Here is a 26,801-nt window from a genome sequence, read left to right on the forward strand (position 1 = left end):
GGAGACAAGGTGATGGGGAGACAAGGGGATGGGGAAAAATTAACTGTCAACTGTCAACTGTCAACTGTCAACTAACTCTCTAATCCAAAATCTAAAGCTTGTACTGAGCGAAGCGAATGTATCTAAAATCCAAAATTACGATGATGAAGTGGGCAATTTTAAGCGGTATTGAAGGTAATTTGACGGCTTATGAAGCGGTCATGACGGATATTAAACGTCAAAGTCGTTATATTGAGGCTTTATATATTTTAGGGGATGTGGTTGGACCGACTCCTGAATCTGAGAAACTAGTAGAACTTTTACATAATTCACATAATTCTGAGTCTGGGTTATCACCATTAGTTTGTAAGGGATGGTGGGAGGAGCAATGTTTAATATTGCATGGTTTAACTGGGAGTTCGGAACCTACTGATTTATTGCAAAAATATGGTGGTGAGACCGTAAAATTACTGTGGAATCATGTTTCTCGTCATACTGTGGAGTGGATACGAAATCTCGATTTTGGCTTTTTTGAGTTGGATGCTTTATTAATTCACGGTACAACTATATCTGTAGATGAAGCATTAACTCCGGAAACTTCTCCAGTTATAATTTTAGACCGAGTAGCGCGGATGCAAGCTAATAATTTATTTTGCGGTCGTTCTGGTCTAACTTTTCAATATAATTTAGAAGCTGGTTCAATTAACACGGGAATAACTACTCTTGATAGTCAAACACCTAATCACACTATCAACGTGACTCCCCGGATGGTGGTAGGTGTCGGTAATGTGGGGAGAAAACCAGGGGAAGCAACTTACACTCTCTACAACCCGAATAATAATCAAGTGGAATTCAAGACTGTTTACTATGGAGTAAGTAAGGGTTTTGGAATGAAAAAAAACAACTGCTAATTCTAATTAAACGTGAGTTCGACGATATTCACAGAAGTCGGGTTTTTATTAGTGTGAAAGTGGGTGTTATATGAAGTCCGGTTAATTGCTTACTATATGACGATTACGCATTTACCCATCACTCATCACCCATCACCAATTACCAATTACCGATTACCCATTACCAGCCCTCACAGACAGTAGGAGTGTTTAACCGGACGTGATATTAGAGATATTTATCGTAAAAACCCGACTTCTACAGTCAACAGTTAACATCTAAATGACAATGACAATCAGGCTTTTCAATTAAAGACTCCATCAAAGTGTTAAGCGCGACTGCGGCTAGTAAACCACCGCCAATAGTACCAACAGTGGTAATATAATCTACATCACAAGACATTAACCGACGTTTGGCTGCTGGAGCATGACTAAAACCGATGGGCATTCCGATAATTAATGATGGTCGTAACTGCTTTTGTTGGATGAGTTTCAATGCAGATATTAATACTGATGGTGCGTAACCGATAATTAAAATACAACCAGGAGTTAACTTTTGCAAACCCTCACGCCATTTTTTATGTTGCCAAAATTTGTTTTCGGCTTCTGTTGCACTGTAAATATGAGGGTCATCTATTAAAGTCTTGACTTTTACACCTAGATGTGCAATGCGGGTATGATCGAGAGCTGCGAAAACTGGGGGAACATCTACGATTATTTCACAGTTATTTTGTAGAGTATTTCTGGCTGAGGCGATCGCACTTTCACTCAAGCGGATAAAATCGACTAAACTAACATCACCAGAAGCTAATACGAGTTTTCCAAGTAAATCTCTTTCGATTTCGTTTTTATGGGATAAATCGGGTAATAACTGTTGTAATGATTCCTCAAAGTCTTCTGGATGAGCATCACAAGCTGCATCTAAACCGTACCACAGTTGTTCTAATTTATGATTACTCAAGGTTGATTCTATCTCTATTTGTCGTAGTTCGGCGAGTGCTTCAGCTTGGATATGTTGACAATGTTGGTCTCTACCCAATAAACTTTCTAAGGCAGACGCTGTTTTTCGCAATCGAGATAATTGTTCGATGACAGATTGATATTGCTGCTGTAGTTGAGTAGTTAAGCTATCAAAATTATTTGGTTCGGGATGACTTGTTAATAATTTGTGAATATGATCTAGTTGAAAACCCTGAGATTTTAATGCGACGATTTTCCGTAACAGTTGCACGCTTTTGTCTGTATAAAGGCGATAATTACCTTCAGAACGTTTAGCTTCGGGCAATAAACCTAGTTTGTGATAATGTCTCACCATCCTCGGTGTCAAACCACCACCGACTTCTTGAGTTAGTTGTTTGATTGTTAAGTGTTTATTTTTCATGTTTTAAGAAGGGAAGTAGGGAGTAGGGAATAGGGAGTAGGGAGTAGGGAGTAATGGGGGGTAATTCGTCGGGTTTTTACGATTATTATCCATAATTCCACAACACACTCATAAAAACCCGACTTCTATGATTATGGCTTCAATCCAAAATCTAAAATCCAAAGTTAATTTGACATTGACATTAATGTCAAGGTTTAGAGTAGAAATCAAAGTTATTTTTTGATTTCCCAGTATGACTAGTTATTCGTTGAGAAAAACTGATTTTAGAAAACTAATATCAGAACATCCAGATGCTGTAGCAGCAATTATTTGTGCTGTACTTTTAATCTTGGGTTGGTTGTGTTTGCTGTTTAATTGGATTGGATTGGCTTTACTGATTCTGAGTGCAGCTTATGTAATTGGAGGTTACGAAAGTGCAAAGGAAGGATTGACTACTCTATTTGCAGAAAAAGAATTCGATGTTGATTTATTGATGATAGTAGCAGCTTTGGGTGCAGCATTTTTAGGACTTTGGCGAGGGGAGTATCATCTAATTGTTGATGGTGCGGTGTTAATTCTCATTTTCGCTATCAGTGGTGCATTGGAAGGCTATGCTATGCAAAGAACAAACAATGCTATCAGCAGTTTAATGGGATTAACACCAGATACTGCTAGGGTAATATTGCATGGTGAAGAAAAACAGGTTGCTATTGATAAATTAGCTATCGATGACAAATTATTGGTTAAACCGGGAGAATTAATTCCTACTGATGCTTTAATTATCGAAGGTGCAAGTAATCTTAATGAAGCTTCGATCACCGGAGAGTCCCTACCTGTGGAAAAAACTGTGGGGGATGAAGTCTTTGCTGGAACAATCAATGGTACGGGAGCGTTGATTATCAGAGTTCATCAACCACCGGAAAGTAGTTTGATTCAAAGGGTAATTCGTTTAGTACAGCAAGCTCAAACCGAAGCACCACCATCTCAAATATTTGTAGAAAATTTAGAACGCAATTACGCCAAGGTAATTGTAGTATGCGGTATATTATTGGCTACTTTACCACCATTCATTTTTAATTGGGACTGGGAAACGACTATTTATAAAGCTTTAATTTTTCTGGTAGTAGCTTCTCCTTGTGCCTTAATGGCTGCTATTATGCCTGCATTATTATCGGGGATTGCTAATGGAGCGCGGGGTGGTATCTTATTTAAAGGTGGAGCAGTTTTAGAATTGGTTGGTAAAGTTAAGGCGATCGCCTTTGATAAAACTGGAACTCTCACCACCGGAGAACCCCAAGTTATGGAAGTTATCGCCGTTGATGGGGAAGATGTAAATCAAGTTCTCTCGGTTGCTGCTGCTGTGGAAGTTTATTCCGAGCATCCCATTGGTAAAGCAATTGTCCAAGCTGCTCAGAATAAAAATCTCGCTTTAGTATCTGCTAATAATGTGGTTTCTCATACAGGTTTTGGTATTAGCGGTAACTTAAAGACACAGACACAGATAAAAGTTGGTAATGCAAATTTTATTCAATCGGATTCTCAGTTACCAGCTAATTTAGTTGCAATTAGTAAAAATCTAGAAACACAAGGTAAAACAATAGTTTGGGTTGCCAATAACCAGAAAATATTAGGAATTATCGCCGTTGCAGATACAATACGTCCTCAAGCTATAAAAACAATACAGCACTTGAAAAAAATCGGTATTCAAAACATGATTATTTTGAGTGGCGATCGCCAACTGACAACTAACTACATTGCCCAACAGCTAGGCATTTCTGAAGTTTATGCCGAATTACTCCCCGAAGACAAAGTAACTGTAATTCGTCGTTTAAAAAGGCAATATCAAACAGTTGCAATGGTCGGAGATGGTATAAATGATGCTCCCGCTTTAGCAACAGCATCCGTGGGAATAGCGATGGGAACTACAGGTAGCGATATCGCCTTAGAAACAGCAGATATCGTATTAATGGCTGACCGTTTGGAAAAATTAATTGTTGCAATTACTCTCGGTCGTCGTGCTATCATAGTCATCAAACAAAATATTGTTTTTGCTCTGTGTAGCATTGGTTTACTATTAATTGCTAATTTTACAACTGGTATCAATCTTCCTCTGGGAGTAATTGGACATGAAGGGTCTACAGTATTAGTAACTTTGAGCGGTTTACGGTTATTAAGAAACACCAAAGTTTAATTTTGACTGATATAATTTGTTTCCGAAATCATCACTACCATTGAGTATACAAATACTTGACTCAATTAACTAATTTAAATAGGATGAGTCTATTCTTATTTAAGTATATTCACTACACAAAATGAATAAATCAGTTACTGCTTTTACCCTATTACTGCTGACAAGTTTCATGTCGATTGCGCCCACCGTTGCACAAGCTGGAACTTATAAAGGAAAGTGCTTCAACCAACTTGAACGAGACATGGATAGCTGTAATGTGACTATTGATAATAACAATATTCGTGTAACAATGAAGTCGGATAGTAATCAAACGGCTAATCAAGTAATTCCAGGAAGCTCTATTAAAAAAGTTGAACGAAGCAAATCTGCAAAACGTCTGGGCAAAACTGCTATTTGGACTACTCTTGCATTTGGCCCTTTAGGTTTATTACCATTAGCCTTCAAAAAGAAGCAGATGACATATGTTGTTGAGTACAATGATGGTAATCAATCAAAGGGAGCTGTTTTTACTATTCAGCGTAGTCAAGCACCCTTAGCTGATATTGACTTGACTAATCTTGGTAAAAAAGTTGTAGATTTAGACGCGATACAAGAATAATTTATAGTTTGTGGTTTTTAGTTTGTAGGTTGGGTGGAACATCGTGAAACCCAACATCAGCACATAATCAAGTAAAACTAAACAACAGGCTTAATTCATACAGCATTTTGCAGATAAATTAGGTACAACATTATATTATAAAGCAATGCGTGGGATGGGCATCCTTCCCCGTCCGAATCTGCCTCATAAACATTAAATATCCTGTATCTTGCACCATAGAAATCTATCGTCAAAATAAATACTCATAGTTTAACTTCATTCTTACCCGCTTAGGGCTGCAAGTCCCAGTCTGATAGCAGAAGCCCATAAAAACTAAAAATATTACAGGTTTACGTTAGTTATATTTTGACTTCTATTTTGTTATGTAGTTAATTATTAACGCCGTTTCGATCTTTTTTAAGTATTGGAGATAATTCAGAAGGCTTTTATGAAGGAGGCTCTAAATCCAGAACTAAAGTTTTAATGAATACTTCTTACCTCCAGCATAGCAACCCCGGCTTATTGTAGGGGAGGCTTTTAGGCGGTGTGTGACACTTTGAGAAATGCCGGAACGTAATAATAAGCTTTGTACACGCACCAATGCCCGCCCAGGTGACAATCCCGTAAGTCCTATTTGATAGAGTCTTTCCCAGATAGACTCTAAGAGGATATGTATTTTAAACCCGTGCAGACGGGTGCTGGTTTGTGTAGCTGCGGTTGAAACCGCCAGATTTAAACTTTAATCAAAACTAAATGATTTATTAAACTATAAAGTTTTAATAATACTAGATATCTTGTTGAGAACTATTTCTAATTCCTAATTCCTTTTTAGAATGCTTTAAGCGTTTGTAAGCTGTTCTGATTTGCTGATATGCTAATTCAGCAGATATTTTTCCCCCAGTCTGCAAGTTAGCAATATATTCTACAGTTTGAGAAAATTCCTGTAAATAAGCATTAAAAACCAAATTTTTTGGCTCCAAATCTCCGTGGTAGAAACGGCGAGGGTATAAAAATTCGTGTTTGTCCATGTTGAGCCTTTTGCAATTAATCTAAGAAATTCTGCCTTCTGTTTAGTTAACTTGGGGTTGAATGGTGATTATAATTCATGGTTTTCATCGATTCGTCGCAGGTTTCACCATACTCTAGAAAACCTGTGTAACTTCAAATAACCATCCACAGTTCTTAATCTAATCATAATTTGCAATAAAATTGTGTATATTTAGTACATTATTAATAATATTTTGCAATAAATAGGATTGAAATGTATTTAGAAATACACTTAATCTAAAAATAGCATCGTAATAACTAGATTCGGCAAACAATAGACTCAGTTATTCTTCTGCTTCAAATGTAACACCTTCATATAAGTAGGTAGGCGTAATTAAATGTAATATCAAACCTCATCCCTTCCCCTCTCCCCGCTTGCTCCTAGGGGTGGCTTTAGCCGAGGTAAGGTTTTATATTTAAGCACTTATTTAGCGATCGCAATCTCAAATTCATGACAATAACGTCGAAGAAAGCAATTGTTAGAAACATCCCCTATGATTTTTGATAGATGGAATCTTAAGGATAATGTTGTATGCTTATCCGTGTTTGTCTACAATAAATAGTGATGAAATTTCTAATCAGTGGTGTAATTGTGACTTTAGGGTTGTTACCTTTGAGCGTACAAGCACAACCGCAATCCTTCGATACTCAAGTTGGCAGAATGGTAGAAGCATTACGATTGGCTGCACCAAAAACAGGTTCTGCAAATGATGGATATTACAGCCAATGGCAAGTTAAACCAGCAACTTTGAAAAGTTGGTCAAAATTTTGTCTGAAAAAAGAAGTTTCACCAACAGAGTTTGAAAACAATCCACAATTAGCACGTCAAGTTATTAGTTGTGTTACACAACGAGAATTAAAAGCACAATTGGAAGCTACCAACAATAATGAAACACAAGCCGTACTTGCTACTGCCTGTTGGTGGATGACTGGTAAATACAAAGGCTGCGATAGTGGTTTTAGTGCAGATTATGTGAAAAAAGTTTTGGGTTATTACCAGAAACCAAGTGAGTAAATTTTGTCAAGGGACGGGTAAAGATGCCCATCCCACAAAAGTCTTCAGAGTATCTTGTCATCATCAACAGTTTGGGATAAATCATCGCTGGGCAGGGAATTTCCCCGCACCCTCTCAATCACTTTCGGCAACCGTTTCTAATTCCTGTTCATTTACCATAATAAAACTACCATCTCGCCAGTTATCAGCGACGCTTTTAATAAAACTAGCTAAGGGAATAGCAATTAATAATCCTAACACTCCTAAAAGTTTTGCTCCTATTAATAATGAAATAACTACCCAAACAGGATTTAAACCCGTAAAATTGCTTAAAATACGCGGCGCAATAAAATTATAATTAAATTGGTCTATCGCTACTGCTACACTTAAAACTTCTACTCCCAACCAAAAGTTTTTCAAGCCTACTAATAAACTTACTAAAGTAATACCGATACCCGTACCGAAGGGAAATAAAGCAAAAAATCCAATCACCAACGCGAACAATAAATTTAACGGAACTCGCAATCCTACAAAAGCTAAGGTCAACCCCGTTGCAAGTATAGTCGCTAAAGTCGCTTGTCCGATAAAGTAATTCTGAAAATCTTCCCGCAAAGAATCGCTTACCTGTTTGGCAATATGCTGCGGCAACCATTTGAGAATTCCTTCCCAAACGCGATCGCCATTTAAAATCATGTACAAAGTTAAGACTGCTGTCAACAAAATATTGAGAACACTACCGATTGTATCGAAGGCTAAGCCGATTATTCTACCGCTTAAACTTTGAATTCGATTCGATAATTTATCAAGCAAATCGGGAAGTAAACCATTAGGGTTAATTGGTAACTGTTGAGTTGCAGCCCAATCTTGCAGAGCTTGTAACTGTTGTGTACCAGAGTCAATCCAAGCTGGCAATATATTTATCAGTTCATTAACCTGTTCGATAATTAACGGTAGTACTGTAATACCAAAACCTACAAGTATTACAATCGCCAACAGCAGCACTCCGACAGTTGCTAAATTGCGTTCTACTCCTCGTCGTTGGAAAAAACCAATTGGGTATTCTAAAACAAAAGCTAGCAGAATTGCAGCAATTACAATACTTACCAAGGGTTGAAGATATTTGATAACTCCAAGTAATACCCAAATATTCAAAATAAATAAAGGAAAAGCCAATCCCAAGCTTAACCATCGCGACAATTTGAAAGCTGATTGCATAGCACCGTGAGTCCACAATAGTTATTAGTTTATTGTGGTTTTGACTTATTAAACCAGTTCACCGTCATACTTTTTGCTTTAGAAATTGCCAATTGGGTATGGAACAATCATCATTTGTCGTTTTTTATTGGACAAAATTAAGTTCATGTCTCCTTCGCAGAAGCTGGTGCGAACGTTGAGGCAGGGAATAGGAACATCCAATGTTGGTATGTAATTAGTTCTGTCTGAGTATTTAAGTATCTGTAACACCCTGACAAATTTTGATCAAAACCCGACTTCTCTTCCGATTAAAGATTCCTCAGAGGTAGTTTTTTCTTAATGTCAAATTCACGCTTTATCTGTTTTTCTACACTCACAAAACAGACTAATTGTCAATCTAAGTATTTATTAGCCGTCTTTTTAGTATGTTAAATCACGTTATAATTTACATTGCTTCACATTGACCTGGGCTATTTTTAGGTAGTTGACCAATCTTGTAGTACGTAAAAGATATAAATATCAAGTTAATTGCTATTGAATAGAGGGTTTGTTAGTCAAATTTCTGAAAAAAGTTGAAAAATGAATAAACTGCTCCCCTAAGAATACAATATGCATATTACACCAAAATGGCTTGTAATCTCGTTAATTAATTGAGAATTCTGTCAATAAAAATTTTTCTGTAAACTTGAGTAACGGGTTTGTGAAGGAATATGAATACAGAAGTTTTATCAGTTAAGGCATTTTGGGAAAGTTTTGATTATGTAGAAGTGATTTTGGGTTATTGATCGTTAAAATATAAAAATTGCGATAAGCAATATTGAGCTTCTGACATACTCTAATAATGTTAAAAGCCCAGCCATAAAGACTGAGCTTTTGATAATTAGCGGGGCCATAGTTCCCCAGTTTCGTTATAAAAATTGGCTATAATTGTCAAGCTGATTATTACTTCCACACCATTTATATCTATTCCGGAAGAAATCGAAATTATTTTTTGAGAGTTGTTAGGAATTGGAATTATATTCTTAATTACCAATTAGCGATTACCGATTACCGATTTCATAAAATCCAACAAAATCTGCTGATGTACAGGGCCAAGAGGTCTGACTTCTCGTGCGACAGCGGAATAACAACTACCGTTGCGAATATCTTCGGGAGTAAGTAAACCCATATCCCAACCTTCAGCGAGAACTAATTGATTTAAATCAACTTCTAGAGGTGCGTGAAAAACATGACGTACTGCGGTTTCCGAGTTATAACAACCAAATTGAGCAATTTTTGCTGGTAGAGTATAGCTGATTTCTTCTAAAACTTCTCGTCTTACAGCGACTTCTGGAGTTTCGCCGGGTTCGATATGACCGCCGAAAAATGCCCAATAACCTGGATAAATAATTGTGGGGATATTATCGCGCAGCTGCATTAAAAATTTGTTGTCTCTATATAGGATTGCAATTGCAACGTGATGAGTCTGTTGATTATTCATAAATATTTATATTGCTCAAAATACTGTCTTTAATTATTACTTTTCTTCTAAGTAAAATTCTCCTAATTCTGCTCCAGATATAGGAATACTTTCATATCGAGGTAATCCCTTGAACACAACTTTATCTCCTAATTTCCAATCTTTTTGATTAGTTAGCAGCCAAACTTTGCCAGTGGAGTCACCTATCTGATACATTTGTTGTTCTAGCAAAGGTACTTTTCTTTCTACCTTGCCTTGAACATAAACAGGAGTATTGTTGTTTTTTTGGGGTTTTAGTTCGCCGATCGCAGTCACATTTACGCCAATGGCATTAATTCCGTATTCGCTCAAATTATTGCAACCGAGTAGTCCCGATAGCATTAAAGGAGCTAATCCCAAACGCAATATCCATAAATTCGGGAAAATTTTTGTTCTAACTCGTTGCATTGTAGGCACCATATTCCGAAATTTAACTGTCAGTGCTTGATTCGTCGTAATTTTTATATACATAGTTCCCAATTATACGAAATTTTTGAGAAACAAAATCTATTTACGCTTCACGGCAAACTATCTGAGAAGATAAATAATGTGGTGAATGCCGTGACCGATTTACTTTATAAAATTTGCTCATGGAAACAAAAACAGCAAAACTGCTTGATGGAAAAGCTTATTCGTTAAAGATTCACGAACAACTTAAATCGGCGATCGCGCAATTAGAATCTATTGTGGGTCGTCCGCCAGGTTTAGCGGTGTTGATGGTTGGTGACAACCCCGCGAGTGCTGCTTACGTCCGCAACAAGGAACGAGCTTGTGAATCGGTGGGTATTGCTTCATTTAATCGACATTTCCCCAGGGAAACTAGTTTTAGCGAGCTTCAGTCCGTTATTCATAGCTTAAATGATGACAAACGAGTCGATGGGATTTTAGTACAGTTACCCCTTCCCCCTGATTTGGATAGTGTGGCTCTATTACACCAAATTGCTCCCGAAAAAGATGTTGATGGACTGCATCCGCTAAATTTGGGACGATTAATCAGAAGTGAACCGGGTTTACGTAGCTGCACTCCTGCGGGGGTAATGCGTTTGTTGCAGGAATATTCTATATCCCTAGAAGGAAAACACGCGGTAGTATTAGGACGTTCGATTTTGGTCGGTAAACCAATGTCGATGATGCTATTAGAAGCAAATGCCACCGTTACTATTGCTCATTCCCGTACCCAAAACTTACAAGAGATTACCAAAAATGCCGATATTCTCATCGCTGCGGTAGGGATTCCCCAATTAATTACTGCCCAAATGGTGAAAAAAGGCGCAGTTGTGGTAGATGTGGGGATAAACCGCATTACTGATCAAAACGGCAAAAGTCGGTTAATCGGTGATGTCAATTTTGAGGAAGTTGCAACCGTCGCCAATTTCCTTACCCCAGTTCCCGGTGGTATCGGACCGATGACTGTTGCCATGTTGTTACAAAATACAGTTAACAGTTATCAGTTATCAGTTAACAGTTAACAGTGACCAGTTAATAGTTAATTTGAAATAAAATAAGGAAACTTACAATGGTTGCAGCAGATAATTTACCGAAAAATTCACCCGAATCAAAAAAATTAGAGTTCGATTTATCGGCTTATCTGAAGGAACGACAAAAGCTTGTAGAAACTGCTTTGGATAAATCGCTCGCCATAGTTTATCCACAGAAAATTTATGAAGCAATGCGCTATTCGCTTTTAGCTGGAGGTAAGCGCTTGCGTCCGATTCTGTGTCTTGCTACTTGTGAAATGACTGGTGGAAATATCGAAATGTCAATGCCCACAGCTTGCGCTTTGGAGATGATTCACACCATGTCTTTGATTCATGATGACCTGCCAGCGATGGATAATGATGATTACCGTCGGGGTAAATTAACCAACCACAAAGTATATGGCGATGATGTGGCAATTCTAGCCGGAGATGGATTATTAGCTTACGCTTTCGAGTATGTGGCAACTCATACTCAAAATGTACCACCATTCCAAGTTTTACAAGTAATTTCTCGTTTGGGACGTGCAGTCGGTGCTGCGGGTTTAGTCGGGGGTCAAGTTGTAGACTTGGAAATGGAAGGAAAGACAGATGTTCCTTTGGAAACTTTGAATTTTATTCATAATCATAAAACAGCAGCCCTTTTAGAAGCTAGCGTTGTTTGCGGTGGTATATTAGCGTCCGCATCCCCAGAAAAATTACAAAGATTGTCTCGCTATTCTCAAAATATTGGACTTGCATTTCAGATAGTTGATGATATTCTGGATATCACCGCCACCCAAGAACAGTTAGGTAAAACTGCGGGTAAAGACCAAAAAGCCCAAAAAGTTACCTATCCCAGTCTTTGGGGTCTAGAAGAATCCAAAAAACAAGCACAGTTACTCGTTGAAGCCGCTTGTGCCGAATTAGAACCCTTTGGAGAGCAAGCTAAACCTTTAATTGCCCTCGCATACTTTATTACTAGTCGTAATAACTAATTCAATTTTTCAAATTTGGGATGTTAAGTAGTATCCCGCACTTCCTCACCCACGCAACCGCTGCTAATATTACCCTAATTTAACCGTAATACCATGCAAGACATAGGTAATATATTTAATAATCACGTGCTACTGGTTGCCTTAATAGCTTGTTTTGTCGCTCAGGCTTTAAAGCTCCTAATTGAGTTAATCAAGAACGGTAAAGTGAGTGTGAGTGTTTTAGTAACAACTGGAGGAATGCCCAGCGCTCATTCAGCCCTAGTAACCGCTTTAGCCGCTGGTGTTGGACAAACTATCGGTTGGGCTTCCCCAGAATTCGCTTTAGCTGCTATTTTCGCCATCATCGTCATGTACGATGCTGCTGGTGTCCGTCAAGCTGCCGGAAAACAAGCTCGCATCCTCAATCAAGTCATTGACGAAATGTTTCACGACCATCCAGAAATAGCCGCCGAACGTCTTAAAGAATTACTCGGACACACACCCTTTCAAGTAATAGCCGGTTCAGCTTTGGGTGTTACCATTTCTTGGTTAGCTCAAGCAGCCTATTAAAGTTAGGAGTTATGAGTTAGTACCATCGGAGTTATGAGTTAGGAGTTATGAGTTAGTACCACCGGAGTTAGGAGTTATTACTAACAACTAACTACCAACAACTAACAACTAATTGGGTAACTTTACAGCAGAACGCAATAACATTACCTTTTGGCTATCAACAATGATGGCAAAGAAACCGCGTTTTGAAAGTTCTTGTAAGGTTTCATAGGCTTCTTTTTGGTTACTAGTGTAATTTGCTAATAAGTAAGGTCTTTTTCCGTAAGCCACAAAACCTACGTCTCCTTTGACTGCTTTACGAACGTCAGATACTAATTGAGGACGATTGTAATAATCGACTAATACAGCGTAACCAGTTCCCAAGTTGCGAGGTTTATAACTTACCGTACTTGCTTGAGTGGGCGTTGGTGTTTCTGTAGGTCTAGTAGTAATTATTGCAGATAAACCAGCAGCATCTTTGATATATCTTGCCCAGCGATTGGCATCGTCAATATTTTTAAATCCGCCGATACGGGTAACAGTATCGCTCAGGTATCTACAAGTATTTGTGTTAATTTTTGCCGGTAAAACTCGCTTTAACTGAGTTTGATTGTCTGTTGTGGGACTAACTACTAATAACAAATATTCACCACCTTTGGGAGCTTCACAGGTGGGAGGGTTTTGTTGGGCATTTACAGAATTAATTCCGTAAAATAAACCGATTGTTGATAATATTAAAACGGTTGGTAAAGTTTTAAATTTACCTAAAATAGCTGAATTCATCGATTGTATTCTCCTAAAACTCACACCACAGTTGACAGTTGACAGTTATCAGTTATCAGTTATCAGTTATCAGTTATCAGTTACCAGTTATCAGTTATCAGTTATCAGTTACCAGTTATCAGTTATCAGTTACCAGTTATCAGTTATCAGTTATCAGTTATCAGTTATCAGTTACCAGTTATCAGTTATCAGTTACCAGTTATCAGTTATCAGTTACCAGTTATCAGTTATCAGTCATTTTCCGGGCGTGTGTGTTGGGAGATAAGATAGAAAGCATATCAATCAATAGATAACTGTTCACTGTTAACTGTTAACTGATTAAGAAACCGTCGCAAGAGACGCTAAAGCATCAGGAATTTCAGATGAAGGAGCTTGAAATTCACCCGTTGCCACATATTCCAATCGTAGTTTCAACCAAGTAATAAATTGAGGATTGGTGGAAACAACCGCTGCTGCTGGTTGGGGACATTTGGCTTTGACTTCTGACATTTGACTGGTTTCTAGAAAAGCTGGTTGCTTCACCAACCAAAAATCAATTTCTTTCTCTTGTTCGTGGTAATAGCGAGTACGTTCTTTTAAAACTTCCTCTAAAGGTTCTTCTTCCAATAAAAAGCGTTGAGAAGCCACTACGTAATAATAAGTTTGCATTTTCACTCTTTGTGGATTAAATTAATTAACTAACTGAACAAATTTGAGGACACAGCATATAGTACTGCGTCCGGGTCAAGTTTAATTAGAAGAATTGAAACCAGCAGCTAATTTTTTAAATGGACAGCTAGTTGATAGCTGTGGTGAAGTTTGCTGCTTTTCTCTACCAAAGAAAAATCTTTTAATTATTGCCCAAACTGATTTATCCTCACTTCCATGCTTTCCACCACTCGTCAGCTTCGCAAAAAACTGACTGTTATCAAAATAGTGTTCCACATTGATGATTTTCAAGTCATCGGTAACGCGAGCAATACTCATTCCTATTATCTCCACAACTTCCCCTGTAGGAGCATAGTCTTTATATGGACCGTTAAAAGTTCCCCAATGCCGCCATTTAAATGTAACATTTGGTGGAGAACTGTAAACTTCTAACACTTCCCATAAAAAGCCTTTAGGAAATGCACTGCGAAATAACCTTCCTGATGATTGAAAGTTTTCTTCAGAAGCTTTATATTGTTCTGTCTCGCCAATAAATAAGTTATAAGTTCCAGCTGCCGAAACATCCTCTGCGGTAAATTCCTCACCACCGTTACTACTCATACGAAACTTATCTTGAACAACCGATAACCACTGTTGTGGATTGGTTTTAAAGGAAGCTTCTAACTCAAAGGTTCTCACTAAGTTTTCCACAATCGCTTCGAGAGAACCCATCTCATGATTGGCTTGACTTTCGGAAGCTAAACCTTGATTCGATTCGGAATAGTCGGGAGGATTTCCACCACGCCATTCATTATCGATGCTGTTGGCAATTACTTTTTCTCTTTTTTGTACCCACACTGGTAAATTCTGAGATTGTGTTGCGCTCATATCACAATTAACAGTTAACAGTTAACAGTTAATAGTTAACAGTTAACAGTAAAGTACTTACTGCTCACTGCTCACTGTTTACCATCCATAATTTGCTTCATTTCTCGCACTGCTCTTTCCATACCTACTAAAGCTGCTCGACTAACGATAGTATGACCAATATTCAGTTCTTCCATACCTTCAATACAAGCTATCGGATAAACATTATTGTACGTGAGTCCGTGTCCCGCATTTACACGCAATCCGGCTTTTATTGCCTGCCTACAACCTGATGCTAACAATTCTAACTCTTTGTCCCTAGTTGCTTCGTCTTTTGCTTCCGCATATTTTCCTGTATGCAGTTCAATAAACTTTGCTTTTACCTTGACAGAAGCTTCAATTTGTTGTTTATCAGCATCAATAAATAAACTTACCGGAATTCCAACACCCTGCAACTTATCAACTATATGGACGATTCTATCAACTTGACCGACAATATCTAAACCTCCTTCCGTGGTGACTTCTTGCCGCTTTTCCGGAACTAAAGTTACGTAATCTGGTTTGATATCGAGAGCGATCGCCAACATTTCATCAGTAGCCGCCATTTCTAAATTCAGATGAGTTCTGACGGTTTCTCTGAGTATCCGCACATCTCTGTCTTGAATATGTCTTCTATCTTCTCGTAAATGTACGGTAATACCATCAGCGCCACCCAATTCAGCTAGTACAGCAGCCGCTACAGGGTCAGGTTCCACAGTCCGCCGCGCTTGTCGAATAGTGGCGATGTGGTCAATATTTACACCGAGTGTCAGCACCCCTGTTTTCTCCCGTTTACCAATTATCTAAAAGTTAATTTTACAAGAGATTAGGGTCAAATTGATTTTGAATTTTAGATTTGAGATTTTGGATTATTCCCATAGTTTAAAGTAGGGCGCTTAAAAATTGACAGTTGTTCAGTAAGAACGCCAAAAAACAAGATTTAAAGCTAGGATTAACTTCTATTGCGATTTGTAACAATGCTATGATATGCTTTCGTTACGATTAAACGTCCTCGTAATTATTTAATAGTAATCAGGTTTGGATAATGTCACTTTCCAGAATCTCTTCGATAACTTCAAATTGTCCATCATGAAGTGAAGTCTGAACTTTACAGCATTGGTCAGAAGTATTTGCACCAATAGTTGCAAAAGACTAGGCACAAACGTCATTGCCTACGGATTTGTCTACTCAATGTCCGTGTTAGCGATTGAGCTACACGAATAATTTTCCATACTTTCTTCTCTTCTGCGACGGAAAAGAATTACCAATCGCTTTGGGGCAAGATTCAGGTAATTCGTAATTAAAACGAATAAAACAACTGGCGATTGCAACTACATAGATAAATCCTTCAAGGCAGCACAGTTTTAATTTTTAATTTTTAATTTTTAATTTTTAATTTATTATCACTTATATCTGCGTAATTATACGATTCGATGTGCTGTTTAGACAGCGAATAAAGCACTAAAAAAAATTTATGTATATGAATTAGGAGGTAATTTGAACATGACAATTCTGAAGCGAGAGTGGTTTTTTAACACTCAGCGGGATATTATGGCGGGTGCAGTAGTGGGATTGGCTTTGATTCCAGAGGCGATCGCCTTTTCGATTATTGCCGGAGTAGACCCGAAAGTTGGGCTTTATGCCTCATTTATGATTGCGGTAATTACGGCATTTTTAGGAGGTAGACCGGGGTCAATTTCCGCCGCTACCGGAGCCATGGCGCTGTTAATGATTGATTTAGTTAGAGATCATGGCTTGCAGTATTTATTTGCAGCCACCTTATTAACAGGAGTATTTCAACTTTTATTTGGGGTATTAAAACTCGGTCGCTACATGAGATTTGTACCCAGAGCAGTGATGATTGGTTATATTAATGCCTTGGCGGTGTTGATTTTTTTAGCACAGTTACCTCAACTGACGAATGTGCCGCCGACTGTATATATATTGACTCTTATTTCCCTAGGGATTATTTATATTCTGCCGCGCTTTACCAAAGCAGTTCCCTCACCCTTGGTGGCTTTAGCAGTAATGACCATAGCGGCGATCGCCCTGAAATTAGATATTCCCACAGTGGGAGATATGGGAGAATTACCTACAGCCCTACCGAGTTTTGCTCTGCCGAGGGTGCCTTTAACTGTAGAAACACTCAATATTATTTTGCCTTATTCCCTGACCTTGGCGCTGGTTGGTTTATTGGCTTCATTATTAACCGCTTCACTGGTAGATGAACTTACAGACACACCTAGCGATAAAAACCAAGAAGCGAGAGGACAAGGGATTGCAAATATTGTTACAGCCTTCTTTGGAGGAATGGCTGGATGTGGGATGATTGGACAATCGGTAATTAATGTCCAATCTGGCGGAAGAGGAAGACTCTCAACATTGTGTGCAGGAATTTTTCTGTTATTTGCCATCTTATTTTTACAAGATTGGGTCAAACAAATGCCGATGGCAGCACTAGTAGCCGTGATGATTATGGTGTCCATTGGCACATTTCGTTGGTCATCCTTGAAAAATATGCCGCGCATCCCCCGCACCGAAACAGCCGTGATGTTAACAACGATGTTTGTGACCATTTTCACCCGGAATTTTGCCTTGGGTGTGGTGACAGGTATTGTGATGAGTACCGTATTCTTTTCTAATAAAATTGCCCAATTAGTATTTGTGGATAAAGTTTTGAGTGAAGATGGTTTGCATCGCATCTATAAAGTCAGCGGACAAATTTTCTTTTTATCCAGAGATGAATTTCTCAGCTTTTTTGATTTTACAGAATTAGTAGAGCGCGTCACCATTGATTTAACTTATGCTCACCTCTGGGATCAAGGAGCAGTAGAAGTACTCGATAAAGCAGTATTGAAATTTCGTCGTAACGGAGCAGAAGTAGAACTAATCGGACTCAATGAAGCTAGTAATACCTTGGTAAATAAATTAGCAATTAATCAAATTCAATAATATTTTTACCTTTCAATCCTTCCTTTGATTTTCAGGGGCTAAAACCACAATGAAAAATATTTTACAATGATGTAACTTTCTATTGGTAAACCCCGCAAATAATCTTTAATCTCAGCATAACTGCGTCCCATGTTGGGGAAATTAGCAAGATATCTACATTTTTTATTAAACTCATCAAGAAAACGCTCCCCAGCATCAATATTGCGATTCGTAAAATAATCAATAATTTCTTCTAAATCTTGATTTGCCTCTGGGGAGATAATGTGTTGTTTCATGATTGATTCTCTCTCGAAGACCTCAGTTTTTCACGCAGCCGTTCAACTACAATTTCCCCGTCAATACCTTCACCTCTATCTAATTGCTCAACGGCAACTTCTACTTTTTGACGGGTTTCTTCAACCCAATTTTGATAGCCTTTTTCCCACTCGGATAATAGTTTTAATGCTTTACTAATCACTTCTTCCGGATTTTCGTATTTACCTATGGCAATTTGTGTTTGAATAAATTGCTCTTCTTCGGGTTTGAGTTGGATGTTCATAATTTTTATTTGTCTTGGATTCGTTCTTGTACCTTTTATTATGACGCTTTTGCTTCCGCTGACAATAAGCCATCAAGAGCGTCATCTTGAGTCAATTTTTTGCAACGGGTGTGTAGTTTAGAGTTAATTTGAACGGTTCTATAAGCTTTGTAGCGTCACGCACTATCAACCATTTGTGACAATAATAACGTAAGTCCTAAACAAAACACTCTTCACTGTGTCTAGTAAAGATTTTTAATCAGCCATCATACAGCATCTTGCAGATAAATGAGGTGTGGGATGGACATCCCGGAGCGTCCGAATCTGCCTCAATATGCTCTAATAGCGAGATAGAAGTATTTTGCTCAAAATTGTCAGATTAACCAATAATTATGATTAAATCTTTCTGCAAAACTATTTAACATATCACAAAATAAAGATATATTCGCAGCACATTTAATTTACAATCAATAGAAAAAACTACTATGACATCACTGACATTAAATTTAGATTCCATAATCAAGCTCACCCAAGAGCAGTTTTATAAACTGTGTGAAGCAAACCCGGAATTAAAACTAGAACGCAATGCTCAAGGAGAATTAATTGTTATGCCACCAACTGGAGGAGAAACAGGAAGAAGTAACGTAAATCTAATTCTTCAAGTTGCAAAATGGAACGAACAAAACCAACTTGGTGAAGTTTTTGATTCATCAACAGGATTTATATTACCATCAGGTGCTAACCGTTCTCCAGATGTTTCTTGGGTGGAAAAGTCTCGTTGGGATGCTTTAACCAAGGAAGAAAAAGAAAAATTTATTCCTCTTTGTCCTGATTTTGTCATTGAAATTATGTCACCCTCCGACAATTTGAAAAAACTGCAAAATAAGATGGAGGAATATATCGAAAATGGTTGTCGTTTAGGTTGGTTGATCAATCGGAAAAAACAGGAAGTAGAAATTTATCGTCCGGGGAAAGAAGTAGAAGTTTTGCAATTACCTCAAACTCTTTCCGGAGAGGATGTGTTACCTGGTTTTGTGCTGAATTTGCAGAAGATATGGGAATAAAATATTTCACTGTTTATTATTATGATATATAGTTTATATAAGAATTAAAAAAATTAAAAAAATTAAAAAATTGTCATCAAAAACAAAAAAACCGGGGGAATATATCCTTAAACTAGCTAGAAAAAGAAATCTATCGGCAATAATACGTTATTTTCTAGCTGCGGGTATGTTAATAGTTACGATGGTGTTATTTAGTATTTTCGCTAACTCGTCATTAGGAATTTTATTTTTAATAGCAGGTATCAGCGGTTCATACTACTTGTATCGTAGTGGAAAATATTTTCAAAAACGAGCAGGTGATGCTCAACGTGGTGCTGAAGCTGAAACTAAAGTGGCAAATTTATTAGATATTTTAGAATCTCAAAGATGGCAAATTGAATATAATTTGAGAATTAAAAAATGGGGAGATGCAGATGTCGTTTTACATTCTCCTAAAGGTAATTGGTATGTAATTGATGTTAAGTCTCATGGTGGAACGAAAATATATGAAAGTGGACGTTTAAGAAAGCGTTATGGTAAAAATATTTATGATTTCAATGAAGGAGATTTGATTGATAAAGTCAAGGGACAAGCAAGAGAAGTTAAACGGTTAAAAAGTGCATCCTGGGTAACTGCAATGCTTTGTTTTACTAGAGGTGGCGTGGATATTTCTGAGTCAGAAGTTAATGGTGTTTATGTGGTAAGTGCAGGTAATTTAGTTAATACTTTGTTGCAGTTGGAGGAGTAATTAAACTATTATCTTAAGGCAAGGATACGGTCAAGAATTTTAATTAACTCATCAGATGCAGTCATTTATCATTAATAAATTAAATTTTAGTTATGATTAGCCAGATTGTTTTGATTAATAGATAAATAATTAAAATAATTTCAGATAATTTAAACGTAATTTCATAGGATATAATAATTGTAAAACGGCATTTTACATTACTAGTAGCGGATATTAGCAAAACATAATGAATGAAAACATTAAAGCAACAGGGTTAAATTGCTGCTTTATTTCCGGGCCTGTTCTTTCTCCCATATTACTACGTGCAATCCAACAGTGGGATATTTCCACATACATTCAACCACCAACACCTGCCCTACCACAAACAATCAACATTTTAACGGATATCCAAGCAGTATCTTCGATTCAAAATCAAAATGCAGTAGTAATCATGAACTGGGAAGCAAGTCTCTCTTTTATTCTTGATAATCTCCCCCAGCAACGCTTAAATCAAGTTAATGCATTCAAAAACAAAACTACTTTTCGCAAGCTAATTAAAGAGTTCTATCCAGACTTATTTTATGTAGAACTTACAAGAGAAACTCTACCAGATTTTCGGTTTCCTAAGCAAGTTAATACAGTAGTACTTAAGCCCAGTTTGGGAACAGCTTCTATAGGTATTCACATCGTACACGGACAAAAAGAGTGGTTAAAAGCGGTAGATTCGGTTCTTAAGGATATCGATATAGCTAAAGAACACATGAATCCTGCAATGTTAAATGACTCCTGTTTCCTTGTAGAAGAATTCATTGATGGAGATGAATTTGCTTGCGATGGTTTTTGGGATGCTAACGGAAAAACAGTAATAACTGGCATTTATCAGCATCCTTTCGCATCAAATCTAGATGTAAGCGACACGGTGTATTATACATCTACAAAAGTAGTAGCTCAGACAATAGAACCGACAATACAGATACTAGAACATATTGGAAATAAGCTGCAAATGCGTCGCTTCCCGTTTCATTTTGAGTTTAGATTTAGTAACGGTAATCTTTTCCCTATTGAATTAAATCCGTTGCGTTTTGGACAAGTTGCTCTTCCCGACATTACAGAATATGCTTTTGGTTTCAATCCCTACGATTTGTTTTTTGCGGATAAAGCACCCGATTGGAATTCATTATTAGCTGATTCAAATTATTCTAAAATTTATGGATTTGTTCTTGCGAGCCTACCAGAAAAATATGAATCTAAAAAACATTGGTTTGATGAACAATCTTTCTGCAATATCTTCGGAAATAAATTATTAAATTATCTTCCTAGTAATCCGCAAATAACTCCTTTTTTTGGGGTAGCGCATATTGTTGTAGATAAACTTGAAGAAGTACTTGCATATCTTGATCTTGATTTTGACAGTTTTTTGAGGGTTAGGGAACAGGGAATAGAATTTATCTAGGGAAACACTTAAATGGACTTAATTTTCTTTTTGTTTTTTTCGTTTGTTTTACTTTTAATTAGTGTTTTCAAGGGATATTTTATTGTTTATCCTTTACTAGCTTCCATAATTGCTTTATTTTTCTTACTTATAAAAAGAGGATTTAAGCCAAAGAAACTATTTACTTTAGCTTGGAATGGCAGTAAAAAATCTTTCTCAGTTATATCCATTCTCCTACTGATTGGAGTAGTTATAGCAGTTTGGATGATGGCAGGAACAGTACCAGCTATTGTCTACTATGGCATTCAGATGATTAATCCTTCATACTTTATCGTGTCAGCCTTTTTATTAACTATTTTTGTCTCCTTATTAATTGGAACTTCTTTCGGAACAGTAAGTACAATTGGGATTGCTTTAATGATAATGGCAAGCGGGAGTAGCGTAAATCCTCATCTGATTGCTGGTGCGATTATAGCCGGAGCTTATTTTGGCGATCGCTGTTCCCCGATGTCTTCCAGTGCTAATTTAATTTCTATAATTACCCAAACCAAAATCCACAAGAATATTAGAAGGATGTTAAAAACAACTTTTCTGCCTTTGGTTGTTTCTACAATAGGTTATTTGCTGCTTTCTATTGCTAATCCCGTAAAATTTGAACAGCAAAATATCACTTCTGAAATTAGTAGATTATTTAACGTGAGTCCAATTGTACTTTTACCAGCTTTTGCGATTTTATTACTTGCTTGGTTGCGGATAGAAATCAAAATATCGATGCTGATAAGTATAATTATTGGTCTATTAATTAGTATATATATTCAAGGCTATTCCTTGTCCGATATTTTTCGATATATGCTTCTAGGCTTCCAATTATCAGAAGATAGTACCTTGAAAAATATTATCCTTGGAGGTGGTATAATTTCTATGGCTAAAGTATCTTTGATTGTGATTGTCTCCACAGCATTTGCTGGTCTTTTCAGCGGAACTAAAATATTAGAATCTGTAGAAATATATCTCAAAAAACTGAAATCTAGGTCTAATTTATTTTTAGGGACAAATCTTGTCGGTATAGCTTCAGCAGCATTTGGTTGTACTCAAACAATTGCAATTCTTTTAACTGAAGAGTTAGTAAAAGATAATTATCAAGAAAATAAAATAGATAATTACCAGCTTGCAGTGGATTTAGAAAATTCTGTAGTTGTACTTTCTCCCTTAATTCCTTGGAATATTGCTGGGCTAGTTCCGGCAACTGTTTTGATGACAGATTCAGGCTTTATCCCCTTTGCATTTTATCTGTATTTTGTCCCATTGTTTAATTATATTGATCTGAAAATTAAAGAAAACTGATTTAAAAAAACCGATGCTTGACGCAGAGAGCGCAAAGGAAAGAGATTGAGAGAGAAGAGTAGTTATAAATCGGGAAAGAAGTAATATTTACAAAGACAAAAACTGATGGTAAAACTTTCTTTTAATGTTCCACCCGTCTTTAGAAGATGCTACTGCTTTCGATTGTGCTAGGAACTCAATATCATAATCAAAAGGACTTATATTCAATCCGTTTTTGAAAAACATATTACGAAGCTTCCACATATTCACACAAAGTAGTCGGTTCGGGAATAGATAAACCTTCTTCTCGTAAGCCTTCCAAATGAAAATTAATTGCTTCTTTAATTTGTTGATTCACTTCTTGAATAGTTGCACCAGTTGCTACACATCCAGGTAAATCTGGAACATAAGCTGAATAATTATTAGCTGCTTTCTCAATTACAATTGCATAACGCATTAGTTTTCTTCCTCTTCTTTGATTTGTTCTTCTTTTATTTCTTCAATTTCTTCGCTTGTCTCTGTTTTTAGTTGAGCTTGTTTCAAAATGCTATTTAACGTACCTGGTGCTAAATCATCGGACAATTTACCTGAAACTGTCACCAAACCCGACTTTATAGCGTGCTTATATTGACGATGACTACCCTTAATTCTCGCAAGATACCAACCATCTTCTTCTATTAGTTTAATGATTTTACGGACTTTCATTTGTGAAAGAAATAACTTTTATTAGCTTTTATTTAGACACCTTAGCCGCTTTTGCTCCGCGTTTCCCTTTGCGCCCCTCTGCGTTAAAAATATCTCACTCTTATACCTTAACTCGAAGCACTAGTATAAAATCTCAACGCAAACCGCCAAAATCTCGACGAAACAAAAAACAACCCCAAAGCCAATATCCCCGCACCTATCACCCAAACAACTTGACTTCTACCAAGCATCGCTTCCGCAGGAACAGTAGTTAAAAAAGCCACTGGAACTACAAAGGTAAAAAACAAGCGAAAACCCGCAGGATAAGCCACCATTGGATATCTCCCAGCTTCCAACAATCCCCGTAATACTTCAGTTACATTGTATATTTTCACAAACCAAATACTCGTAGCTCCCAACATAAACCACAAGCTATACAGAATTATCACACCAAAAAACAGCGCTGGAATGCTCACAAGATAATCACCAATTCCCAAACCGAGACGATTACCAGCATAAAAAATGATAATACTGCCAAAAATTAAATCCGAAACTCCCCAAGGTGAAATGGTGTGGGAAGAAAGCCAAAATTGACTACGGATGGGTTTTAGTAAGACAAAATCCAGAGTTCCTTCCTGTACATGACGCACAATCCGATTTAAATTAGGAGCGAGAAACGTTTCCGAGAAGCCCTGTAATAAAGTGTAAATCCCCACAACTATCAAAGCAGCTTCCCATTGCCATCCAGAGAAAGTATAGCCGGTACGGTAAAACAAAAACAAGCTGAACAAACTACCTGCAAGGTTTCCCACACTGCTGAGAGTCGCAATTACAAAATTAACTCGGTATTCCATTTCGGCAGCTATAGCAGCACTCCAAAATAATTTAATAACTTTTAAGTATCTTTGCATGGTGAAAACTCTTAGCGCTTCCGGTATAGTTAATTTTCAGACTGTATATTGTGCTGATATAAACTGTGCTGTTGATAATCTTATGGCTAAACTGTCCAACGAATTAAACCGCTTTTTTTTTGAAGAAGAACGTACTTCCACGGTATCTTTAGAAGACATTCTGGAATTAGCAGGGGAACGAATTTTCGGATTTTTGTTCGTTATCCTAGCCTTACCTTCAGCTTTACCCGTTCCCGCACCTGGTTACTCAATTCCTTTTGGGATTTTAATGTTTTTACTGGCAGTACAATTGATTATAGGTCGTCAACTGCCTTGGCTACCTCAAAAAATGGTCAATCACCGCATTAAACTTCTAACAGTACAAAAATTTGTCAAAGGTGGAATTCCTTGGTTAAAGAGAATTGAAGCAGTAAGTCGTCCTCGTCTACCTTTTGTTTGTACTACTTTACCAGGAAAAGTAATTATTGGGATTGCGATCGGGTTAATGTCGATTTTTATGATGATTCCTATCCCCGGAACTAATACTTTACCAGCAATTGGTATTTTAGTAACTGGATTCGGATTATTAGAAGATGACGGTGCAATTAGTTTGGGTGGTTTAACTATTTGTTTAATCGCAGCAATTTTGGTAACTTCTATTTTTGCCGCAATAATTTGGGGTGGTACCAGTATTCTTGACCAAATTAAAGGTGTCTTAAAAAGATAATATCATAATGTAGAGACGTTGCAGTGCAACGTCTCCATAATTTTTGATGTATATAGATAATTTAAATTACCAACCTCTTAATACAGGTTCCCGTAAAATTTCACGAGTACCTCTAGCAACAGTCAAGTTTTTACCTTTAGTTGATTCTGCCAGAATATAAGTATAATTTCCACTAACTGCTTCAAAGTAGCGTCCTCTGGATTCTACTCCATTCACAGTTAAAGGTAAGCGTATAGACTTACCAGTTTTTTTATTTACTCCGACATAATGATACGGTAAATGACTACCACAAATACTTACCCAAAAATTCTTAGTTTCCGCAGCCACAAATACGCTTTCAGTGTTTTTACAATAGTGACGTACTTCTTTTGCCTGAGCAGATTCTACAGATTGTAAAAAAGGAATTGATAACGAACATACACCGACTACAGATAAAATTAATCGTTGCCAAGATTGAGAACGAACTTGCATTTTTTATTACTCTCGTATAGTTGAATTTTCTATTAACTTCTACAGTATGGGTGAAGAGAATTACTGAAAAGTTGATATGTATATTTGGCAATCATCAGAAGTCGGGTTTTTAGGATAAGTATCTGTAACACGCGCACAAATTTTGCTAAAAACCCGACTTCTCAACCGAACTTCTCTAGGTTAAACGTATCTTTTCAGAACACCCGGTTCTTGCTGCATTGGTAACACATCTAGAGTATCAATTTGAGAACAGTACTTTAAATCCTCATGGCAATCTAAACCTAACAAACGTTTACCGTGACTTGCTTGTTTAAACATTTGCAATAAATCATCCTTCCACTGAGAATAAAGCGCGATCGCACCAATGACTTCATCGTTACCCATAACCTCATCTATAGATAACTTAGTTTTTTCCAATAGATGATTGGCGATCGCACCCGCGCAAGCTGTATCCTCAAGGGAATAACTACCTTCCCATCCTGAACCGACTATCCAAACGGTTTCTGGCTGATTTTCTGCTAAATATTCCACTACTGTTGTCAAATTGACAAATGCTCCGGTAATAACTGTTGATGCCGACTGTATTCGTTGTAAAGCACGAGTACCATTAGTAGTACTAATAAACAAGCGCTTTCCTTCCACCAATTCCGGTTTACAATCGAGGGGAGAATTGCCCAAATCAAAACCAGGAACTTTCGCACCACCTCTTTCTCCAGCTCGCAAACGCTTTTCAACGGGAAATAGTTCACTGACTTCCACAAGTTTATCCAAATCGCTAAAAACTTGAACAGCTTCCCCACCATTCGCCAAAACCGTTGCCATTGTTGTAGTTGCACGCAACACATCAACCGCGATCGCGCATTCTGGCATCTCCGAAATTGGGGTTTCTTCTGGACTATGATAAATAAATAACTTCATGAACTTAATACACCTGCTTTTATATACTGCCGAGATTCTAATACGCTGAGTGTCTCAACAGGAAGAAGAGATGGGGAGATGGGGAGATGGGGAG

29 protein-coding genes are annotated in these 26,801 nt (G+C 37.3%); 13 read left to right on the forward strand and 16 right to left on the reverse strand.

Annotation, left to right across the window (positions count from 1 at the left end; genetic code table 11):
- The first annotated feature begins 116 nt into the window (after positions 1-116).
- Positions 117-890, forward strand: a complete 774-nt coding sequence (locus IQ247_RS22440; protein WP_228059960.1) for a metallophosphatase — start codon at positions 117-119, stop codon at positions 888-890.
- A 241-nt stretch (positions 891-1,131) separates the two neighbouring features.
- On the opposite strand, the gene IQ247_RS22445 is transcribed toward IQ247_RS22440, so the two are convergent.
- Positions 1,132-2,247, reverse strand: a complete 1,116-nt coding sequence (locus IQ247_RS22445) for a precorrin-8X methylmutase (protein WP_193923420.1) — start codon at positions 2,245-2,247, stop codon at positions 1,132-1,134.
- 232 nt (positions 2,248-2,479) lie between these two features.
- Between IQ247_RS22445 and IQ247_RS22450 the strand changes: the two genes are divergently transcribed.
- Both IQ247_RS22450 and IQ247_RS22455 read left to right on the forward strand, forming a co-directional pair.
- Positions 2,480-4,417: a heavy metal translocating P-type ATPase gene (locus IQ247_RS22450; protein WP_193923421.1), complete on the forward strand. Its 1,938-nt coding sequence runs from the start codon at positions 2,480-2,482 to the stop codon at positions 4,415-4,417.
- A gap of 121 nt (positions 4,418-4,538) precedes the next feature.
- Positions 4,539-5,015, forward strand: a complete 477-nt coding sequence (locus tag IQ247_RS22455) for a hypothetical protein (RefSeq protein ID WP_193923422.1) — start codon at positions 4,539-4,541, stop codon at positions 5,013-5,015.
- 764 nt (positions 5,016-5,779) lie between these two features.
- Here IQ247_RS22455 and IQ247_RS22460 read toward each other — a convergent pair.
- Positions 5,780-6,022, reverse strand: a complete 243-nt coding sequence (locus IQ247_RS22460) for a DUF7219 family protein (RefSeq protein WP_193923423.1) — start codon at positions 6,020-6,022, stop codon at positions 5,780-5,782.
- Positions 6,023-6,606: 584 nt separating this feature from the next.
- Between IQ247_RS22460 and IQ247_RS22465 the strand changes: the two genes are divergently transcribed.
- Positions 6,607-7,056: a hypothetical protein gene (locus tag IQ247_RS22465; protein WP_193923425.1), complete on the forward strand. Its 450-nt coding sequence runs from the start codon at positions 6,607-6,609 to the stop codon at positions 7,054-7,056.
- 114 nt (positions 7,057-7,170) lie between these two features.
- Here the strand turns inward: IQ247_RS22465 and IQ247_RS22470 are convergent, their stop codons facing one another.
- From IQ247_RS22470 to IQ247_RS22480, 3 genes are all read right to left on the reverse strand, one after another.
- The gene (locus tag IQ247_RS22470; protein WP_193923426.1) at positions 7,171-8,250 is read right to left on the reverse strand and encodes an AI-2E family transporter; all 1,080 of its coding nucleotides are present in this window, start codon (positions 8,248-8,250) and stop codon (positions 7,171-7,173) included.
- A gap of 1,012 nt (positions 8,251-9,262) precedes the next feature.
- Entirely contained in the window at positions 9,263-9,709 is a 447-nt protein-coding gene (locus tag IQ247_RS22475) for an NUDIX hydrolase (protein WP_193923427.1), read from the reverse strand.
- Between the two features lie 36 nt (positions 9,710-9,745).
- Positions 9,746-10,198: a hypothetical protein gene (locus tag IQ247_RS22480; protein WP_228059961.1), complete on the reverse strand. Its 453-nt coding sequence runs from the start codon at positions 10,196-10,198 to the stop codon at positions 9,746-9,748.
- Positions 10,199-10,317: 119 nt separating this feature from the next.
- On the opposite strand from IQ247_RS22480, the gene folD reads away from it, so the two are divergent.
- The 3 genes from folD to IQ247_RS22495 all read left to right on the forward strand — a co-directional run bounded on the left by folD (position 10,318) and on the right by IQ247_RS22495 (position 12,728).
- Positions 10,318-11,196 (forward strand): bifunctional methylenetetrahydrofolate dehydrogenase/methenyltetrahydrofolate cyclohydrolase FolD, encoded by an 879-nt coding sequence (gene folD, locus IQ247_RS22485; protein WP_193923428.1) that lies wholly within the window; start codon positions 10,318-10,320, stop codon positions 11,194-11,196.
- Between the two features lie 47 nt (positions 11,197-11,243).
- On the forward strand, positions 11,244-12,179 hold the full coding sequence (gene crtE, locus IQ247_RS22490; protein WP_193923429.1) for a geranylgeranyl diphosphate synthase CrtE: 936 nt from the start codon (positions 11,244-11,246) through the stop codon (positions 12,177-12,179).
- Positions 12,180-12,272: 93 nt separating this feature from the next.
- On the forward strand, positions 12,273-12,728 hold the full coding sequence (locus tag IQ247_RS22495) for a divergent PAP2 family protein (RefSeq protein ID WP_193923430.1): 456 nt from the start codon (positions 12,273-12,275) through the stop codon (positions 12,726-12,728).
- A 108-nt stretch (positions 12,729-12,836) separates the two neighbouring features.
- Here IQ247_RS22495 and IQ247_RS22500 read toward each other — a convergent pair whose 3' ends face one another.
- From IQ247_RS22500 to IQ247_RS22515, 4 genes are all read right to left on the reverse strand, one after another.
- Positions 12,837-13,490: a hypothetical protein gene (locus IQ247_RS22500; protein WP_193923431.1), complete on the reverse strand. Its 654-nt coding sequence runs from the start codon at positions 13,488-13,490 to the stop codon at positions 12,837-12,839.
- A gap of 318 nt (positions 13,491-13,808) precedes the next feature.
- Complete coding sequence (locus tag IQ247_RS22505) at positions 13,809-14,138, reverse strand: MgPME-cyclase complex family protein (protein ID WP_193923434.1); 330 nt, start codon at positions 14,136-14,138, stop codon at positions 13,809-13,811.
- Between the two features lie 81 nt (positions 14,139-14,219).
- The gene (locus tag IQ247_RS22510; RefSeq protein WP_193923435.1) at positions 14,220-15,005 is read right to left on the reverse strand and encodes an ester cyclase; all 786 of its coding nucleotides are present in this window, start codon (positions 15,003-15,005) and stop codon (positions 14,220-14,222) included.
- 71 nt (positions 15,006-15,076) lie between these two features.
- A complete protein-coding gene (locus tag IQ247_RS22515; RefSeq protein ID WP_193923436.1) occupies positions 15,077-15,799 on the reverse strand; it encodes a pyridoxine 5'-phosphate synthase in 723 nt (240 codons plus the stop codon).
- A 727-nt stretch (positions 15,800-16,526) separates the two neighbouring features.
- On the opposite strand from IQ247_RS22515, the gene IQ247_RS22520 reads away from it, so the two are divergent.
- On the forward strand, positions 16,527-17,975 hold the full coding sequence (locus IQ247_RS22520) for a SulP family inorganic anion transporter (protein WP_193923437.1): 1,449 nt from the start codon (positions 16,527-16,529) through the stop codon (positions 17,973-17,975).
- Positions 17,976-18,013: 38 nt separating this feature from the next.
- Here IQ247_RS22520 and IQ247_RS22525 read toward each other — a convergent pair whose 3' ends face one another.
- Both IQ247_RS22525 and IQ247_RS22530 read right to left on the reverse strand, forming a co-directional pair.
- On the reverse strand, positions 18,014-18,250 hold the full coding sequence (locus tag IQ247_RS22525) for a type II toxin-antitoxin system RelE/ParE family toxin (RefSeq protein ID WP_193923439.1): 237 nt from the start codon (positions 18,248-18,250) through the stop codon (positions 18,014-18,016).
- Positions 18,247-18,513, reverse strand: a complete 267-nt coding sequence (locus IQ247_RS22530; protein WP_193923440.1) for a ribbon-helix-helix domain-containing protein — start codon at positions 18,511-18,513, stop codon at positions 18,247-18,249. The genes IQ247_RS22525 and IQ247_RS22530 overlap by 4 nt, the downstream gene beginning before the upstream one ends.
- A gap of 464 nt (positions 18,514-18,977) precedes the next feature.
- Here IQ247_RS22530 and IQ247_RS22535 point away from each other — a divergent pair, with 464 nt between their 5' ends.
- From IQ247_RS22535 to IQ247_RS22550, 4 genes are all read left to right on the forward strand, one after another.
- Entirely contained in the window at positions 18,978-19,556 is a 579-nt protein-coding gene (locus IQ247_RS22535; RefSeq protein ID WP_193923441.1) for a Uma2 family endonuclease, read from the forward strand.
- A gap of 70 nt (positions 19,557-19,626) precedes the next feature.
- The gene (locus tag IQ247_RS22540) at positions 19,627-20,283 is read left to right on the forward strand and encodes a nuclease-related domain-containing protein (protein ID WP_193923442.1); all 657 of its coding nucleotides are present in this window, start codon (positions 19,627-19,629) and stop codon (positions 20,281-20,283) included.
- Positions 20,284-20,509: 226 nt separating this feature from the next.
- The gene (locus IQ247_RS22545) at positions 20,510-21,715 is read left to right on the forward strand and encodes an ATP-grasp domain-containing protein (protein ID WP_193923443.1); all 1,206 of its coding nucleotides are present in this window, start codon (positions 20,510-20,512) and stop codon (positions 21,713-21,715) included.
- A gap of 12 nt (positions 21,716-21,727) precedes the next feature.
- Positions 21,728-23,038, forward strand: a complete 1,311-nt coding sequence (locus IQ247_RS22550) for a Na+/H+ antiporter NhaC family protein (RefSeq protein ID WP_193923445.1) — start codon at positions 21,728-21,730, stop codon at positions 23,036-23,038.
- 226 nt (positions 23,039-23,264) lie between these two features.
- Here the strand turns inward: IQ247_RS22550 and IQ247_RS22555 are convergent, their stop codons facing one another.
- The 3 genes from IQ247_RS22555 to IQ247_RS22565 form a co-directional block, all read right to left on the reverse strand.
- A complete protein-coding gene (locus IQ247_RS22555; RefSeq protein WP_193923446.1) occupies positions 23,265-23,474 on the reverse strand; it encodes a type II toxin-antitoxin system HicB family antitoxin in 210 nt (69 codons plus the stop codon).
- On the reverse strand, positions 23,474-23,722 hold the full coding sequence (locus IQ247_RS22560; RefSeq protein ID WP_193923447.1) for a type II toxin-antitoxin system HicA family toxin: 249 nt from the start codon (positions 23,720-23,722) through the stop codon (positions 23,474-23,476). The genes IQ247_RS22555 and IQ247_RS22560 overlap by 1 nt, the downstream gene beginning before the upstream one ends.
- 107 nt (positions 23,723-23,829) lie before the next feature.
- A complete protein-coding gene (locus IQ247_RS22565) occupies positions 23,830-24,612 on the reverse strand; it encodes an ABC transporter permease (protein ID WP_193923448.1) in 783 nt (260 codons plus the stop codon).
- Between the two features lie 82 nt (positions 24,613-24,694).
- Here IQ247_RS22565 and IQ247_RS22570 point away from each other — a divergent pair, with 82 nt between their 5' ends.
- Positions 24,695-25,318, forward strand: a complete 624-nt coding sequence (locus tag IQ247_RS22570; protein ID WP_193923449.1) for an exopolysaccharide biosynthesis protein — start codon at positions 24,695-24,697, stop codon at positions 25,316-25,318.
- 66 nt (positions 25,319-25,384) lie between these two features.
- Here IQ247_RS22570 and IQ247_RS22575 read toward each other — a convergent pair whose 3' ends face one another.
- Positions 25,385-25,789 carry a hypothetical protein gene (locus tag IQ247_RS22575; protein ID WP_193923450.1) on the reverse strand — a complete coding sequence of 135 codons (405 nt, stop codon included), beginning with the start codon at positions 25,787-25,789 and terminating at the stop codon, positions 25,385-25,387.
- A gap of 180 nt (positions 25,790-25,969) precedes the next feature.
- Complete coding sequence (locus IQ247_RS22580) at positions 25,970-26,707, reverse strand: 2-phosphosulfolactate phosphatase family protein (protein ID WP_193923451.1); 738 nt, start codon at positions 26,705-26,707, stop codon at positions 25,970-25,972.
- Positions 26,708-26,801: the final 94 nt, after the last annotated feature.

This window comes from Plectonema cf. radiosum LEGE 06105 (assembly GCF_015207665.1).
Classification (GTDB): Bacteria; Cyanobacteriota; Cyanobacteriia; order Cyanobacteriales; family Nostocaceae; genus Rivularia; species Rivularia radiosa_A.